The 14911-nt window shown below is 69.4% G+C and carries 15 protein-coding genes; 7 read left to right on the forward strand and 8 right to left on the reverse strand.

The window, feature by feature from the left end; all coding sequences use genetic code 11:
• Positions 1 to 85: 85 nt before the first annotated feature.
• The 4 genes from ACIA58_RS02040 to ACIA58_RS02055 all read left to right on the forward strand — a co-directional run bounded on the left by ACIA58_RS02040 (position 86) and on the right by ACIA58_RS02055 (position 3986).
• Complete coding sequence (locus tag ACIA58_RS02040) at positions 86 to 244, forward strand: hypothetical protein (RefSeq protein WP_396401723.1); 159 nt, start codon at positions 86 to 88, stop codon at positions 242 to 244.
• A 379-nt stretch (positions 245 to 623) separates the two neighbouring features.
• Positions 624 to 752: a hypothetical protein gene (locus ACIA58_RS02045; protein ID WP_396401724.1), complete on the forward strand. Its 129-nt coding sequence runs from the start codon at positions 624 to 626 to the stop codon at positions 750 to 752.
• A 13-nt stretch (positions 753 to 765) separates the two neighbouring features.
• Positions 766 to 936, forward strand: coding sequence for a hypothetical protein (locus tag ACIA58_RS02050; RefSeq protein WP_396401725.1), 171 nt, complete (start codon positions 766 to 768; stop codon positions 934 to 936).
• Between the two features lie 131 nt (positions 937 to 1067).
• Positions 1068 to 3986 carry an AAA family ATPase gene (locus ACIA58_RS02055; protein ID WP_396401726.1) on the forward strand — a complete coding sequence of 973 codons (2919 nt, stop codon included), beginning with the start codon at positions 1068 to 1070 and terminating at the stop codon, positions 3984 to 3986.
• Here ACIA58_RS02055 and ACIA58_RS02060 read toward each other — a convergent pair.
• From ACIA58_RS02060 to ACIA58_RS02070, 3 genes are all read right to left on the reverse strand, one after another.
• Positions 3983 to 4198 (reverse strand): hypothetical protein, encoded by a 216-nt coding sequence (locus ACIA58_RS02060; protein WP_396401727.1) that lies wholly within the window; start codon positions 4196 to 4198, stop codon positions 3983 to 3985. The genes ACIA58_RS02055 and ACIA58_RS02060 overlap by 4 nt on opposite strands.
• A 180-nt stretch (positions 4199 to 4378) precedes the next feature.
• Positions 4379 to 5728, reverse strand: coding sequence for a serine hydrolase domain-containing protein (locus ACIA58_RS02065; RefSeq protein ID WP_396401728.1), 1350 nt, complete (start codon positions 5726 to 5728; stop codon positions 4379 to 4381).
• 33 nt (positions 5729 to 5761) lie between these two features.
• Positions 5762 to 6769 (reverse strand): dipeptidase, encoded by a 1008-nt coding sequence (locus ACIA58_RS02070; RefSeq protein WP_396401729.1) that lies wholly within the window; start codon positions 6767 to 6769, stop codon positions 5762 to 5764.
• Between the two features lie 23 nt (positions 6770 to 6792).
• Here ACIA58_RS02070 and ACIA58_RS02075 point away from each other — a divergent pair, with 23 nt between their 5' ends.
• Positions 6793 to 7692: an ornithine cyclodeaminase family protein gene (locus ACIA58_RS02075; protein WP_396401730.1), complete on the forward strand. Its 900-nt coding sequence runs from the start codon at positions 6793 to 6795 to the stop codon at positions 7690 to 7692.
• Positions 7693 to 7804: 112 nt separating this feature from the next.
• On the opposite strand, the gene ACIA58_RS02080 is transcribed toward ACIA58_RS02075, so the two are convergent.
• Both ACIA58_RS02080 and ACIA58_RS02085 read right to left on the reverse strand, forming a co-directional pair.
• On the reverse strand, positions 7805 to 8161 hold the full coding sequence (locus ACIA58_RS02080; RefSeq protein WP_396401731.1) for an NADH-quinone oxidoreductase subunit A: 357 nt from the start codon (positions 8159 to 8161) through the stop codon (positions 7805 to 7807).
• 10 nt (positions 8162 to 8171) lie between these two features.
• Positions 8172 to 8975, reverse strand: a complete 804-nt coding sequence (locus tag ACIA58_RS02085) for a hypothetical protein (RefSeq protein ID WP_396401732.1) — start codon at positions 8973 to 8975, stop codon at positions 8172 to 8174.
• Positions 8976 to 9243: 268 nt separating this feature from the next.
• Between ACIA58_RS02085 and ACIA58_RS02090 the strand changes: the two genes are divergently transcribed.
• Complete coding sequence (locus tag ACIA58_RS02090; protein ID WP_396401733.1) at positions 9244 to 11256, forward strand: 2-oxoacid:acceptor oxidoreductase subunit alpha; 2013 nt, start codon at positions 9244 to 9246, stop codon at positions 11254 to 11256.
• Positions 11253 to 12332: a 2-oxoacid:ferredoxin oxidoreductase subunit beta gene (locus tag ACIA58_RS02095; RefSeq protein WP_396401734.1), complete on the forward strand. Its 1080-nt coding sequence runs from the start codon at positions 11253 to 11255 to the stop codon at positions 12330 to 12332. Before ACIA58_RS02090 ends, ACIA58_RS02095 begins: the two co-directional genes overlap by 4 nt.
• 79 nt (positions 12333 to 12411) lie before the next feature.
• On the opposite strand, the gene ACIA58_RS02100 is transcribed toward ACIA58_RS02095, so the two are convergent.
• The 3 genes from ACIA58_RS02100 to ACIA58_RS02110 all read right to left on the reverse strand — a co-directional run bounded on the left by ACIA58_RS02100 (position 12412) and on the right by ACIA58_RS02110 (position 14873).
• Positions 12412 to 12729 carry a hypothetical protein gene (locus tag ACIA58_RS02100; RefSeq protein WP_396401735.1) on the reverse strand — a complete coding sequence of 106 codons (318 nt, stop codon included), beginning with the start codon at positions 12727 to 12729 and terminating at the stop codon, positions 12412 to 12414.
• Between the two features lie 238 nt (positions 12730 to 12967).
• On the reverse strand, positions 12968 to 13741 hold the full coding sequence (locus ACIA58_RS02105; protein WP_396401736.1) for an alpha/beta fold hydrolase: 774 nt from the start codon (positions 13739 to 13741) through the stop codon (positions 12968 to 12970).
• Positions 13722 to 14873 (reverse strand): serine hydrolase domain-containing protein, encoded by a 1152-nt coding sequence (locus ACIA58_RS02110; protein WP_396401737.1) that lies wholly within the window; start codon positions 14871 to 14873, stop codon positions 13722 to 13724. The genes ACIA58_RS02105 and ACIA58_RS02110 overlap by 20 nt, the downstream gene beginning before the upstream one ends.
• Positions 14874 to 14911 lie beyond the last annotated feature (38 nt).

The raw sequence follows: 14911 nt of genomic DNA on the forward strand, positions 1-14911 counted from the left end.
GCCGGTGGCATAGGGAGTTGTGCGGATGTGGGGGGTGGCCTCAGGGGCGCACTGTCTACTCATCGACAGGAGCTCGGAGGACATCATGTTCATGTACTCGACCGACGCGGTGCGAGCCGAGATGAAGTATCGGCAGGAGCGGATCCGGCGGGACTTCCAGCGGCCGTTCTGGTTCCAGCGCAAGCTCGAGCAGCGGCCGTCTGCGCAATGTGCGCCCGAGCTGCGTGCACGTCCGGCGATGTGACCGCTCGATCACCGCCCCAGGCCCCCTCCCCCCACGGGGGGGGGGGGGGGGGGGGGGGGGGGGGGGGGGGGGGGGGGGGGGGCGCGGGGGGGGGGGGGGGGGGGGGGGGGGGGGGGGGGTGGGCCCCCCCCCCCCCCCCCCCCCCCCCCCCCCCCCCCCGGGGGGGGGGCGGGGGGGGCCCCCCCCCCCCCGCCACCGTCGTTCCAGGCCTGTTCCGGGCGTCGTCAGGGGGTCCCTGGACACCGCCTAGGACCCCCTAAGGCCGGCTAAGGCGCCACCCCGCCCGGGGATAGGGAGGAGTTCCGATGTGCGGACCCCCCTCAGACGAGCAGATTTACACCTGTCAGCAAGGAGCTGGCACCGAAAGACGGAGGAAGACATGTACACGAACGACTCGGTCAAGGCAGAGGTCGCCTACCGCAGGGAGCGCCTCAGCCGCGACTTCCGGCAGCACCGGCACACCGGAGCCCGCCGGACCATCAACCACCTGTTCGGCCGGAAAGCCTGAAGGGAGGAAAACCATGTTCAACACTCCACTGAGTCAGGACACGATCAAGGCGGAGACGGCGTACCGGCTGGAGCGGACGAAGCGTGACTTCGGCTCCGCGACCCGCCGGCAGCGCGCGGCGAAGGGTTCGCAGCCCGAGCCGCGCCACCAGCGCCGGGCCCTCCGACCCACCACGGCCCGATGACCGCCAAAGCCGCCGTCCCTGATCACCCGATCAGGGACGGCGCTCTTTTACCCGCGGCGAGCACGGCGGACAGCAGAACCGGGGCTCAGCGGACGGGATGCCGTCGATTTGTGTCGGCTTCAGGGGCGAAGATGGACGACGTGCCCTGGAATTCGACACCTCTCGTCGGCCGCTCGACCGAGATGGCCGCCCTGCTCAGCGCCGTGGACGACGCGAAAACGCGCCGCGCCGGCGCCGTACTGCTGTCCGGCGACGCCGGCGTCGGCAAGACCCGGATGCTGGACGAGGTGGCCACCGGCGCGCACGAGCGCGGTTTCGGCGTCCTGGTCGGGCACTGCACCGACTTCGGCGACGCCGGCCTGCCGTACCAGCCGTTCTCCGAGATCTTCGGCCGCCTGGCCGGCGACCGCCCCGACCTCGTCGAGAGCGTGCTGACCAACTTCCCGGCGATCAGCCGGCTGCTCCCGGCCCACCGCCTGCTCAGCGCCCAGCCAGCGCCGCAGGACGGCCAGCTCGACCGCGCCGCGCTGTTCGACGCCGTCCTGGGCGCCTTCACCGCGCTCTCCACCAGCGAGCCGATCGTCGTGATCATCGAGGACGCCCACTGGGCCGACGACTCGACCCGGGACCTGATCGGTTTCCTGATCACCCGGCTGACCTCGCAGCGCCTCGCCCTGGTCGTGTCGTACCGCAGCGACGACCTGCACCGCCGCCACCCGCTCCGCCGTCCGATCGCCGAGTGGTCCCGCAACCCCCGGGTGCGCCGGGTCAACCTCCTGCCGCTCGACGCCGCCGAGTCCCGCACCCTGCTGAATTCGCTGCTCGCCGAGCCCCTGTCCGCAGTCGAGGAGCGTCGCATCCTCGAGCGCGCCGGCGGCAACGCGTTCTTCACCGAGGAGCTGGCCGCCGCGGCCTCGATGGGTGACGGCGACACCGTGCCGCCCGATCTCGCCGACCTGCTGCTGGTCCGCCTCGACCCGGTATCGGACGACGCCCGCCAGGTCGCCCGCGTGATCGCGGTCGCCGGCCGCCGCGTCCCACACGACCTGCTCACCGCGGTCGCGAAGCTGCCGGATCGCGAGCTCGACGACGCCCTGCGCGAGCTGATCGATGCGCACATCATCGACGTACCGACCAACGATCGGTACTACTTCCGCCACGCCCTGCTTGCCGAGGCGGTGTACGACGATCTGCTGCCGGGCGAGCGTGTTCGCGAACACGCGGCGTACGTACAAGCACTCGAAGACAAGACCGTCGCAGGGACCGCGGCCGAGCTGGCCGGGCACGCCACCCGGTCGCACGACCTGGCGACCGCGTTCGAGGCGCGGGTCCGGGCCGGTCAGGAGGCGCTGTCGGTCGCGGCGCCGCAGGAGGCGCTGAAGCACTACGAGATGGCGCTGGAGCTGTTCCCGAACGCCGCACCGACGAGCACGGTCGACAAGACCTGGCTGATCGTCGACACGGCGACGGCGGCCACGCTGTCCTCACAGCATCTGCGCGCCCTCAAGCTGCTCCGGAAGGCGCTGGCCGATCTGCCGGCCGACGCACCGAAGCTGCAGCGCGCCGAGCTCCTCCTGCCGCTGGCCGATATCGCGCTGATCATCGACCAGGACAAGGAGGCGAGCGAGGCGATCACGCAGGCGCTCAAGCTGGTCCACGACGAGCCGTCCAGCGTGTTCAAGGCGCAGGTCGCCTCGCTGTACGCGCGGGTGTCCGACGCGCTCGGCCGGCCGATGGAGGCCGAGCGCTGGGCACACCGCGCGCTCGAGATCGCCCGCGAGGCCGGTCAGGAGTCCGCAGCCAGTGACGCGGGGATCACGCTCGCCCAGCTCCGTCGCCGGGCCGGCGATCCGGAGACGGCGGCGAAGCAGCTGGAGGAGGCCGCCGTACGGGCGCAGCTCACCGGCGATCCTGCTGCCGAGGTGCGGAGCCGGTTCCTGCTCGGGTCGACGCACTACGAGCAGGGCGACCTGCTGAACGCGAAGTCCGCCTTCTCGTTCGCGGTGAAACGCGCCGGTGAGCTCGGGCGGCAGTGGGCGGCGTACGGGTTCGACGCGCGGCGGCTGCTCGCGCTGACGCAGTTCATGCTCGGCGAGTGGGACGAGGCGACCGTGACCGCCCGCACCGACTCGATGACGCCTGCGGCGGCCGCGGCGGCGCTGCGGGCGGTGGAGTTCTCGGTCCGAAGCGGGCGGGGTGACACCGCGGTCGCTGAGGAGTTCGAGCTGTCCCGGAAGTGGTGGGATCTCGACATCATGCTGCCGCTCATCGGGCTGCAGCCGGCTGTCGAGGCGTACCTGCAGCTGGATCAGCCGGCCGAGGCGGAGAAGCTGATCACCGACGTGTCCACGCTGTGCGCCGACGTGTTCCAGACCGAGTGGTTCTTCGCGCAGATCCGGTTCTCGGCGCTCGGTCTGCAACTGCTGTGCCACCGCGCCGTCGGTGAGCCGTCAGCGGCGGCCGAGTTGGTGTCGCGCGGTGCGGAGCTGGTTGCACTCGGGCAGGCGACAGCGGAGAAGGGGCTGCCGCCCGGGCGATTGATGGGCGTCGAGGGACTCGCCTGGCTGGCGCGGCTGGAGTCGGAGTGGGAGCGGCTGCGGTGGCTCGCTGGGGTCGATGCGCCGACGCCGGAGGAGCATGTCTCCGCCTGGGAGCGGACGACGGACGCCTTCGGGTACGGATACATCCACGAGCAGGCGTGGTCGCGGGTCCGGCTGTCGGCGGCGCTGCGGGCCGCAGGCCGGGTCGCGGAAGCCAACGAGCAGACAGCGCTGGCCGGCGAGGTCGGTCGCGAGCTGCGGGCGAAGCCGCTGCTGGCCGAGACCGGCGGCGGCGACACCGGCGGCGCGAGCGCGCTGACGTCCCGGGAGACCGAAGTACTGCGTTTGCTCGCGGAGGGACGGACCAACCGGCAGCTGGCGCGCGAGCTGTACATCAGCGAGAAGACCGTCAGCGTGCACGTGTCGAACATCCTGGCCAAGCTCGGCGTCCGCTCGCGGACGGAGGCGGCGGCAGTGGCCCGCCGTGACGGCCTGCTCGACGCGCCCTAACCGTGTTTGCGGTGGCGATCCGGCTCGGGGCGCGCGTGCCGCGCGCGAGCTCGGGCCAGGTCGTCCGCTGTGACCGGCGGCGTGATGCGGATCGGCCGGTTCAGATCGGTGATGTCGTCGAAGACTTTACGCGCGCGCCGCATGCGCGCCGCGGCCAACAGCACCACCGCGGCCGCAGCGAGTGCGATCACCACCCAGAGTTGCCACGACATAGCCTCACCGTCCGGTATTCGCCCCGTTCCCCCGTGTAATCACGATAGACCCGAACCCACCACTTGGCGACCGTCTGTACGCATACCGTTAAGAAAGGCGATTAAAACTCACGTTTGTTGCCAACTGCAATCACAAAGGGTGATCAGGCAACGAGTTGGGATCGGGCCGGGTAACTACTCTCAGTCACCACGAGGGCTGAGGCGTCCGCCCCTGAACAAGTACGTCGCGCGACCGTCGACCGGTTCCATGAACGCCATCACCTCGTGCATTCCGTTCTCCGGCTCGGCCGCGATCAGCCGCGACCCGTCGAGCGCTACCAGCCGGGAACGCTCCGGCTCGGACAGCAGCACCTTCGCTTCGTCGCTCAGCGGCTCGTCCAGCACCCAGAACTCGCCGTCCTCGACGCTGATTGTCGCCCGGAACAACACGCCGTCGTACCGTCCGACAACAAGTTCGGCGGCGATCTCGGCCGGCTCCGCAGGCGGGACCGGCCGCGCCGGCAGTTCGACCCCGGCCGTCTCGCGCAGGACGTGACCCATCAGTTCGTCGTACAGCGCCGAGGCCCTGCCGCCATTGGTGAGCAGTACGACGGCCACGTTCCGGTCCGGGACCAGCCGGAAGAACGCGGCCTGTCCGACCGTGCCGCCGTCGTGCCCGAAGTACGGGCCGTGCTCGCTGTCGAAGATCATCCAGCCGAGGCCGAGCTGATGCAGATCGCCACCGGTCTGGGGTACGTCGACCTGGGCCTCCCACAGTCGATCGATCGTCGCCCGGTCGAGCAGCGTCGCGTCGAGGAACGTCCGGCCGAAGGTGATCAGATCGCTCGCGCTCATCGCCAGCAACGATCCGGCCGGCGCCATGCTGTGCACCAGGCTCCACACCGGCGCGACGTCGAGCGGCGCGCCCGGCTTCGGCGAGACATGACCGACGGCGGCCCGATGGAAGAGGGCCTCGTCCGGAATCGTCGCGACGTGCCCGAGCTCCAGCGGTGCGGCGATGTGTTCGCGGACGAGCTCGTGGAACGGCTTCCCGCGCAGGACCTCCGCGATCCGGCCGAGGACCACGAATCCGGCGTTGTTGTACGAGTACCCGGCGCCGAGCGGGACCTCCTGCGGCAGACCCGGCACGACGTCGCGGACGAACAGCTCGACGCCGTCGTCGCCGCGCGACGTCGGGATGAAGGCATCGCCGGAGAAGCCGCTGGTGTGCGTCAGGAGGTGCCGCGGGGTGACCGCCGCCGCAGTGGACTCGTCGGCGAGCTTGAAGTCGGGTAGGTACTCGCGGACCGGGCGATCGAGATCGACCTTGCCCTCTCCGACCAGCTGCATGATCAGCGTGGTCGTCCAGAGCTTGGTGATCGAGCCGACCTGGAAGACCGAGTCGACAGTTGCCTCGACCCCGGTGTTCCGGTTGAGGACGCCGGCCGCGGCCGTACTCACCCGGCCATCGGCCAGTACCGCGACGGAAGCCGCGGGTACGCCGTGCTTGCCGATCAGCCGGGTCAGGTTCTCGTCGAGCCACTGCTGCATGAAGCGCTCCTTACCGAAGGGCGGACGTAATACTCAGCCGAGAACGCGGACCAGGTTCTCGCCGAGGACTTTGCGGATGGTTGTCTCGGGCAAGCCTCGACGTACGAGGGCGTCGGTGACCAGGGGCAGGCCGGCCGGGCCCTCCAGGCCGGGGACGTAGAGCTCGGCGTCGAGGCCCTGGATGATCACCGGCCGGTCGCAGGCGGGGATCTTCTCGCCGAAGACCTCGGCGACGAAGTCGCTGCCCAGGCCGACGTGGTCCTCGCCGGCGATGTCGAGGACGTGCAGGATGTGGTCGGCCAGGTGGTCGACGGTCGGCTTCTCGTCCGTGGTCAGGAAGCCGGCGAAGAAGTTCACGCAGATCACGCCGCCGGTCGCGGAGATGGCACGCAGCTGGTCGTCGGTCAGGTTGCGGTGGTGCTCGCGCAAGGCGAACGCGCTCGAGTGCGACGCGACCACCGGCTTGGTGGCCAACTCGAGGATGTGCTCGACCCCGGCGCGGCCGACGTGCGAGACGTCGACCAGTACGCCGAGCTCCTCGAGCAGTCCCACTGCCTCGACGCCGGCGTGCGTCAACCTGCCGCGGGTCGCGTCCTCGCCGGAGCCGTCGCCGAGCGCGCTGCGGCCGAAATGGGTGAACGACACCATCCGTACGCCGAGGCGCTGCAGCGTCTGCAGAAGCTCGAGGTCGGTATCGATCTGCGGGCAGCCTTCGAGCGCGAGCACCAGCGCGAGCTTGCCCGTGGCCGTAGCGGCCTCGATGTCGCCGGGCGCCGTACACAGCGCGACCTCGTCGGAGTTCGCCGCCGCGATCCGGTGCGCCGCCTCGATCATCCGCAGCGTCTCGCGGAGCGCGCCCTCGGGCAGGAACTCCGAGTCGATGAACACCGGCAGGACCTGTACGTCGATCCCGCCGGCGCGCAGCTGCGGGATCCACCGCTCCCGGAAGTACTCCGGCCACACCTCCTTGGGCCGTCGCGCCACCAGCATCAAGAGGTCGTTGTGCCCGTCGGCCACGATCGCGTCACGGTGCAGATCCATCGGACCAGAATATGCTCGGGCCGGTGAAGGTTCTTTCTGCTGAGGATGTTCGCCGGCTGGTCCCGATGAGTACGGCGGTCGACGCCGTGCGAGACGCGTTCCGGGAGCTGGCGGCCGGGAACTTCGTGCTGCCGCCGCGGCAGATCTTCGGGGACGGGACGGTGCTGGTGATGTCGGCGTACCACACACCGACCGGGACCGCGGTGGTGAAGAAGATCGGGATCGCCCTCGACCAGGTGCCGGCGATCCGCGCGACCCTGATCTGGACCGGGAACGGCGAGCAGCTGGTCGCCGACGGCGGGTCGATCACCACCTTGCGCACCGGCGCGGTCGTCGGCGTCGCAACCGACCTGCTCGCCCGCGCCGACGCCACCCGCCTCACGCTGATCGGGACCGGCGCGCAGGCCGCCGACCAGGTCCGCGCCGTACTCGCCGTCCGGCCCATCGCTCAGGTCACGATCACCGGCCGGTCCGCGGAGCGCGCGACCACGCTCGCCGACCAGCTGTCGACAGAGTTCCCCGAGGTGAAGTTCACCCCCAGCACCGACGTCGCCGAGTCCGTCGCCGACCCGGACATCATCTGTTGCGCCACATCCTCGGCCACCCCGCTCTTCTCCGCCGACGCCCTGCCCGCCGCAGTCCACGTGAACGCCATCGGCGCCTTCCGCCCCACCATGCGCGAACTCCCCCGCGACCTCCTCACCACCGCATCCACCGTCCTCGTCGACCAGCGTGAAGCCGCCCTGGAAGAGTCCGGCGAAATCATCGACGCCATCAAGTCGGGCGCCCTCCGAGAGCCAGACCTGGTCGAACTCGGCCCCGCCCTCGCCACGCCACCAACCCCCCAAGGCCGAACCGTCTTCAAGTCCGTCGGCGTCGGAGCCCAGGACTGGGCCATCGCCGCCGCACTCGCCCGCGGCTAGCGGACCTCCAGCACTCACCAACCGCCGGCAGTCGAGGCGGCTCACGCTCAACTGCCGGCCGAAAGAGGCCGGCGAGGCAGGTTGGTGAGTGCCCCAGGTCCGCCGCCGGCGCTCACGTCCAGCGGATGACGTCCTTGCGGTAGGCGTAGAGGAGGCCGGCGGCTACGAAGGCCAGGAAGACGAACATCTCGATGAGGGTGGCGTAGCCGAGGGTTGCGAAGATCGTCGCCCAGGGGAAGAGGTAGATCGCGTCTACGGCGAAGATCACGTAGAGGTAGGCGAACAGGTAGTACCGGATGTGGACCTGGGCCCAGCCTTCGCCGACGGGGTCGACGCCGGACTCGTACGTCTTGAGCTTGTTCTCGGTCGGATAGGTGACCGTCAGCGCCTTGTTCAGCGCGAACGCGCCGATCAGCCCGACCAGGCCGAGCGCGACCACCGCGGCGACTACGCCATAGCTGTCCGACACAGGCAGCAGCTTAGTTCGTGCAGAGCAGCAGTGAGTCGATCGAAACGTACGGCCCGTACCCGGAGCGGATGTCCGCGACCTGCAACCGGAGCCGGGTCACGCCGGAGATGTCGTAGTTCAGCCAGGTCTCGGTCTCCTGCTGCATCCGGACCGACGTCATCGCCGTCGTCCCGTTGTGCAGCGAGACCCGCACCAGACCGTCGGTCAGGTTGCCGAGCCAGTTCCGCGCGTAGCGGCAGCCGGTCGAGTCCACGTCGCCCCAGACGTACCCGCCCTGGTTCGCCAGCAGATCCGCCTCGGCCCGCCGCGGTCCTTCGCTCGGCGGTACGACGGTGAACTGCGGCTGGCCCGCTCCGCCCGCGGCGACGAGGCCCTTCTTGAACATCCCGCGCCACACGTAGTGCTTGAAGCTGATCATCGGCGAGATCGCCGCGGCGTACGGCGCCTGCGCACCGACCGCGATCCGGTACGTCCGGATCGACCCCGGCTGGACCGTGGTGATCGTCACGCTGCTGCCGGACGAGTACCCGTGCGCGACTTCCTGCCAGCGCTTCAACGACGGGATCCACTGGTGCAGCGGGATCCGCGTGCCGGCCGCCGGCGCGGGTGTCAGCGTCCCGACCACGGTGATCACGCCCTTGGTCGCGTCCGTCGTCCGGATACTGGCGATCTTCGCGGTCCGCGTCGGCGCCGCGGACGCCGCAACCGCCGCGGACGCCGTACTGCCCAGACTCAGCGAGCTGTCCGCCGGGGCGACCGGCGCCGCGCACCCCGCGAGCAGCAACGTCAGTAGTCCGGCCAGCACACGACGCATGAAACAACTCCTTGAAGTCACAGCTTGATGACGACACCCTGCCGGTTCTCACTTCGGATCGCAAGCGAGTCGCTGCGGAGTGTGACACTGGGAGGTTTCGTCTCTACCTGACCCAACGACCCGTTAACACCGCGTCCCAGGCTGTGGACCACCGGGGCTTCCGCATGGTTCTGTTCTAAGGGCGAACTAATATTGGGGTTATCGCCCTGACGGGGGGATCGGACTGTCGCCCACAAGGCGGCCGGACGACCCAAGCTTCGACTTGGAGATGAAAAGAACAGTGACCATCGAGGTCAAGCAGCTCGACCGCGTGGTGATCCGCTTCGCCGGCGATTCCGGTGACGGGATGCAGCTCACGGGGGACAGGTTCACAGCGGAAACGGCATCGTTCGGCAATGACCTGTCGACGTTGCCCAACTTCCCAGCCGAGATCCGGGCACCAGCCGGGACCCTGCCGGGAGTGTCGTCCTTCCAGCTCCACTTCGCCGACCACGACATCCTCACGCCGGGCGACGCGCCCGACGTGCTGATCGCGATGAACCCGGCGGCCCTGAAGGCGAACCTCAAGGACGTCCCGCGCGGTGCGACGCTGATCATCGACACCGCGGACTTCACCGCCCGCAACCTGAAGCGGATCGGGTACGACGAGAACCCGCTGGAGACCGGCGAGCTCGAGGCGTACCACGTGGTCCCGCTCAACCTGACCGGCATGACGGTGGAGTCGGTCAAGGAGTTCGGGCTGACCCGCAAGGACGCTTCCCGGGCCAAGAACATGTACGCGCTCGGCCTGGTGTCCTGGCTGTTCCAGCGACCGGTCGAGTCGACGATCACGTTCCTCGAGACGAAGTTCGCGGGCAAGCCGGACATCCGGGACGCGAACATCGCGGCCTTCCGCGCGGGCTACAACTTCGGCGAGACGGCCGAGGAGTTCTCCGTCCGGTACGAGGTGAAGCCGGCCAGCATGGCCACCGGCACCTACCGGAACATCTCCGGCAACCTCGCGCTGGCGTACGGCCTGGTCGCCGGCGCCCAGCAGGCCGGGCTGCCGCTGGTCCTCGGCGCGTACCCGATCACCCCGGCGTCCGACGTACTGCACGAGCTGTCCAAGCTCAAGCGGTTCAACGTCACCACGGTCCAGGCCGAGGACGAGATCGCCGGCATCGGCGCCGCCCTGGGCGCGTCGTTCGGCGGCGCGCTCGGCGTGACCACGTCGTCCGGCCCGGGTATCAGCCTGAAGTCCGAGACGATCGGCCTCGGCGTGATGCTCGAGCTGCCGCTGGTCGTCTGCGACATCCAGCGCGCCGGTCCCTCGACCGGTATGCCGACCAAGACCGAGCAGGCCGACCTGCTGCAGGTGATGTTCGGCCGTAACGGCGAGGCGCCGCTGCCGGTGCTCGCGGCCCAGTCCCCCGCGGACTGCTTCGCGATCGCGGTCGAGGCGGCCCGGATCGCGATCACCTACCGCACTCCGGTGATCGTGCTGTCCGACGGCTACCTGGCCAACGGTTCCGAGCCGTGGCAGATCCCGGTGGTCGCTGACCTGCCGACGATCGAGCCCAACTTCACCCTCGAGCCGAACGCGACCGACGACAAGGGTCAGCCGACCTACCTTCCGTACCTGCGCGACCCGGAGACCCTCGCCCGTGCGTGGGCGATCCCGGGTACGCCGGGCCTGGACCACCGGATCGGTGGTCTGGAGAAGGAGGACAAGACCGGCAACATCTCCTACGACCCGGCCAACCACGACCTGATGATCCGCACCCGCCAGGCCAAGGTCGACGCGGTCGCGCGGTCGATCCCGCCGGTCGAGGTCGACGACCCGGACGGTACGGCGAAGGTCCTGGTGCTCGGGTGGGGTTCGACGTACGGCCCCATCGGCGCCGGTGTCCGCCGGGTCCGCAAGGTCGGCGGCAAGGTCGCGCAGGCCCACCTGCGCCACCTGAACCCGTTCCCGGACAACCTCGGCGACCTGATCCGCAGCTACGACAAGGTCCTGGTCCCGGAGATGAACCTGGGCCAGCTCGCGATGCTGCTGCGGGCCAAGTACCTGGTCGACGTCGTCTCGTACGCACAGGTCCGCGGTATGCCGCTCGGCGCCGCGGAGCTGGCCGAGGTGATCGGCAACCTGGTCGAGGAGACCGAGGGCATCGACGACGACGCCCGCCATCTCGGCTCGGCGGCCGCCAGCCTGACCCACGGCGAGGCGCTGCACACCGAACCGAACGGCCAGTCCAACGGCCAGTCCAACGGCCAACTGCACACGTCGGAGGGAGCACGATGAGCACGGTCGACCTCGGTCTGCCGAGTCTGCCCGGTGGCCTGCGTGGCGTGCCGGCCGCGACCGAGCCGCAGAACCGCAAGGAATACGTGTCGGACCAGGAGGTCCGCTGGTGCCCGGGCTGCGGCGACTACGCCGTACTCGCGGCCTTCCAGGGCTTCCTGCCCGAGCTCGGGATCAAGCGCGAGAACGTCGCGATGGTCTCCGGGATCGGCTGCTCGTCCCGCTTCCCGTACTACCTGTCGACGTACGGCATGCACTCGATCCACGGCCGCGCGCCGGCGATCGCGACCGGCCTCGCGGTGGCGCGGCCCGACCTGAGCGTGTGGGTGGTGACCGGTGACGGCGACGCGCTGTCGATCGGCGGCAACCACCTGATCCATACGCTGCGGCGGAACGTGAACCTCAAGATCCTGCTGTTCAACAACCGGATCTACGGCCTGACCAAGGGGCAGTACTCGCCGACCTCGGAGCCGGGCAAGGTGACGAAGTCGACGCCGATGGGTTCGGTCGACAACCCGTTCAACCCGGTTTCGCTGGCGCTCGGCGCGGAGGCGACGTTCGTGGCCCGGACGGTCGACTCCGACCGCAAGCACCTCACCTCGGTACTGCGGGCCGCGGCCGAGCACCGCGGTACGGCGTTCGTCGAGATCTACCAGAACTGCCCGATCTTCAACGACAACGCGTTCGAGGCGTTCAAGGACCCGGAGACCCGGGACGACGCGATCATCCCGCTGGTCCACGGCGAGCCGATCCGCTTCGGCACGGACGGACACCTCGGTGTGGTCCGCGACGGGTTCGCGTCCCTCGCCGTCCGGGAGGTCGCGGACCTGCCCGGCGGCGAGGCCGACCTCGTCGTCCACGACGCGCACACGGAGGACCCGGCGTACGCGTTCGCGCTGTCCCGGCTGACCGACGCGGGCGTCCTCCACCAGGCCCCGATCGGCGTGTTCCGCTCGGTCGAGCGCCCGGCGTACGACGACCTGGTCCGCCAGCAGATCACCACCGCCCAGGAGACCCAGGGCACCGGCGACCTGCAGGCCCTGGTCACCGGCGCCGACACCTGGACGATCAACTGACGATCAACTAGCAGCGTCGCGGGGATCTCGATGGCGAATCGGCTCGAGATCCCCTTGGCCTTTGGGCCTCGCGTTTGGACTAGCTGGCCTGTCGGTGGGCGGTCAGGTACTCGACGATGGCCTCACGCATCACTTCACTGAGGTTGCGATGGTTCTGCTCGGCGAAGACAACCAGGTCGTTGTCGATGGCACGGGGCAAGCGCACCTGCCGAACCGGTGAGGCCTCGCCCGGCCCGGCCTCGGGCTCGATCGATGGCCGGCCGCCGCGGGACCGCTCGACGAGATCCTTGCCGAAGGCGGCCGCCGCCTCGCCCCGAAGAGCGGATTTCGACTGCTCGGGGAGCTGCATGTCGTGCTCTGCCCACTCCGCAGCCGCGTCGTAGTCCTTCTCGCTCATCTGCCCTCCTCCATCCGCTCGAGGTGCTTTCCCCGTGCAACCATCACAGGAAAGACATGGAGGTCCCGAGGCGGACTCATCTCGACCATAACCTCCAACAATGCACCACCCAGCTGCCTGGGTGGTCCGATGAACAGTGTCGGCCGGAGCGTGGCCGGCGGGCGCGGTTCATCGAATTCGCGCTCCACGTAGTAAGCGTTACCTAGTTTTGCAATACATAACCATCGCCTTGGTCAGCTCATCCGACCTCGTCGTTCGGACGGGTGAGGAATTCGCGGACGGCTTTTTGGAAGTCGGTCGGGTTTTCGATCCACGGGTAGTGCCCGACACCGTCGAGCACTACCCGTTCCGCGTTGGGCAGGGCCTCGAGCAAGCTGTCGGTCACGTACGGCGGCCGCAGGTCCTCCGCGCCGTGCACCATCAGCGTCGGTACGACGACCCGCCGGCAAGCCCCCGCCCGATCCGGCACGGCACTCAGCTCGTCGCGCAACGCATCGGCGCACACCTGGTTGGGCTCGAACCACGGCGTGTTCAACCTGCGAGCCCGGGTCAGGGCCGTCATCCGATCGGCGAGGTTCACCGAGATCCGCGCGATCCACGGATCAGCTTCCGCAGTACCGGCGAGGCGCTCGGCGACCCGCGCCCGGTAGTCGGGCGGCGGACCGTCGAGTCCGACCGACGACACCAGCACCAACCGGGACACGACGTCCGGATGTGCTTGGGCGAACTCCAACGCCAGCGAGGCTCCCCAGGAATGCCCGATCACGATGCACGGACCTGGGCCGCACACGGTGGCGAGGTCGGCGACGAAGCGGGCGAGCGTGTACGGACCGCGGCGCTCCGAGCGGCCGCAGCCTCGTTGGTCCCACCTGTGCAGCGTGAACCCTGGTAGCGACAGGTCGTGGAACACGTCCCACCAGCCAGGACCGCCATGCACGAGTACGGCGGATGGTCCGGAGCCACTCACCTCCGTCCAGAGCCGGCAGCCGTCGTCAGCCGTCAAGTGCGCCATAGACGGCGGCCCTGAGTTCGCGGCGGATCGGGTACCTGGCGGAGGGGACGAGTTGGGTGAGGAGGACGACGACGAGCTCGTCGGCCGGGGAGACGAAGAACGCGGTCGACGCCTTGCCGCCCCAGAAGTACTCACCGGACGTCCCGATGGTCTGCGCGACGGTCGGATCGAGCAACACCCCGAAGCCGAGGCCGAAGCCCTGGCCGGCCCGCTTCGTCTCGCCGCCGAAGTCCGCGAACGCGGCGAGATCCTGACCACCGGGCAGATGGTTGGTGGTCATGAACCGCAGCGTCCGCGACCCGATGATCCGGGTCCCGTCGAGCGAACCGCCACCGGCAAGCATCCGGGTGAAGCGTAGGTAGTCGCTCGCCGTCGACACCAGCCCGGCGACCCCGGACAGGAAGGCGCGCGGCCTGGCATAGGCACTCGTCCGCGGATCGTCGGTGAGCGTGAACCCGCCGTCGTCGTATCCGTAGCAGGCCGCGAACCGCGAGATGCTTGCCTCGGGCACCGAAAAGCCGGTGTCGGTCATGCCGAGCGGTTCGAAGATCCGGGTCCGCAGGTACGCGTCCAGCGGTTGTCCGCCGATCACCTCGCACAGCAGGCCGACGAGATCGGTGGAGACTCCGTAGATCCAGCGCGTCCCGGGGTCCGCCTGCAACGGCAGGCCGGCCAGCCGGCCCGGCAGCTCGGACAGCGATGCGTCCGAATCCATCCCGGTCAGCCCGGCCTGCTGATAGAGCAGGCTGACCGGATGCTTGCCGTTCGAGGCCGCGAGTCCGGACGTATGCATCAGCAGATCCCGCACGGTCAGCTCGCGGGTGGACTCGCGGAGCGTGCCGTCGTCGTACACCTTCGGCCGGCCGAGCTCCGGCAGGTACTTCACCACCGGGTCGTCGAGCTGGAAGCGGCCTTCCTCGTAGAGCTGCATCAGCCCGAGGCTCGCGATCGGCTTGGTCATCGAGTAGATCCGGAAGATCGTGTCCGCGGTCATCGGCAGGTCGCGCTCGACGTCGCGATGCCCGTACGCATCGAACAGCAGCACCTCGTCGCGGTGCGCGACCACCGTGACGGTGCCCGGGAACCGGCCGTCGTCGACGTACCGCCGGACCAGCGCCGGCACGTTCCGCATCGCGACCTCCTGTAATGATCGCTTCAGAGAATTGGATC

Origin of the sequence: Kribbella sp. NPDC051586, from assembly GCF_044453965.1 — a bacterium.
Taxonomy (GTDB): Bacteria; Actinomycetota; Actinomycetes; order Propionibacteriales; family Kribbellaceae; genus Kribbella.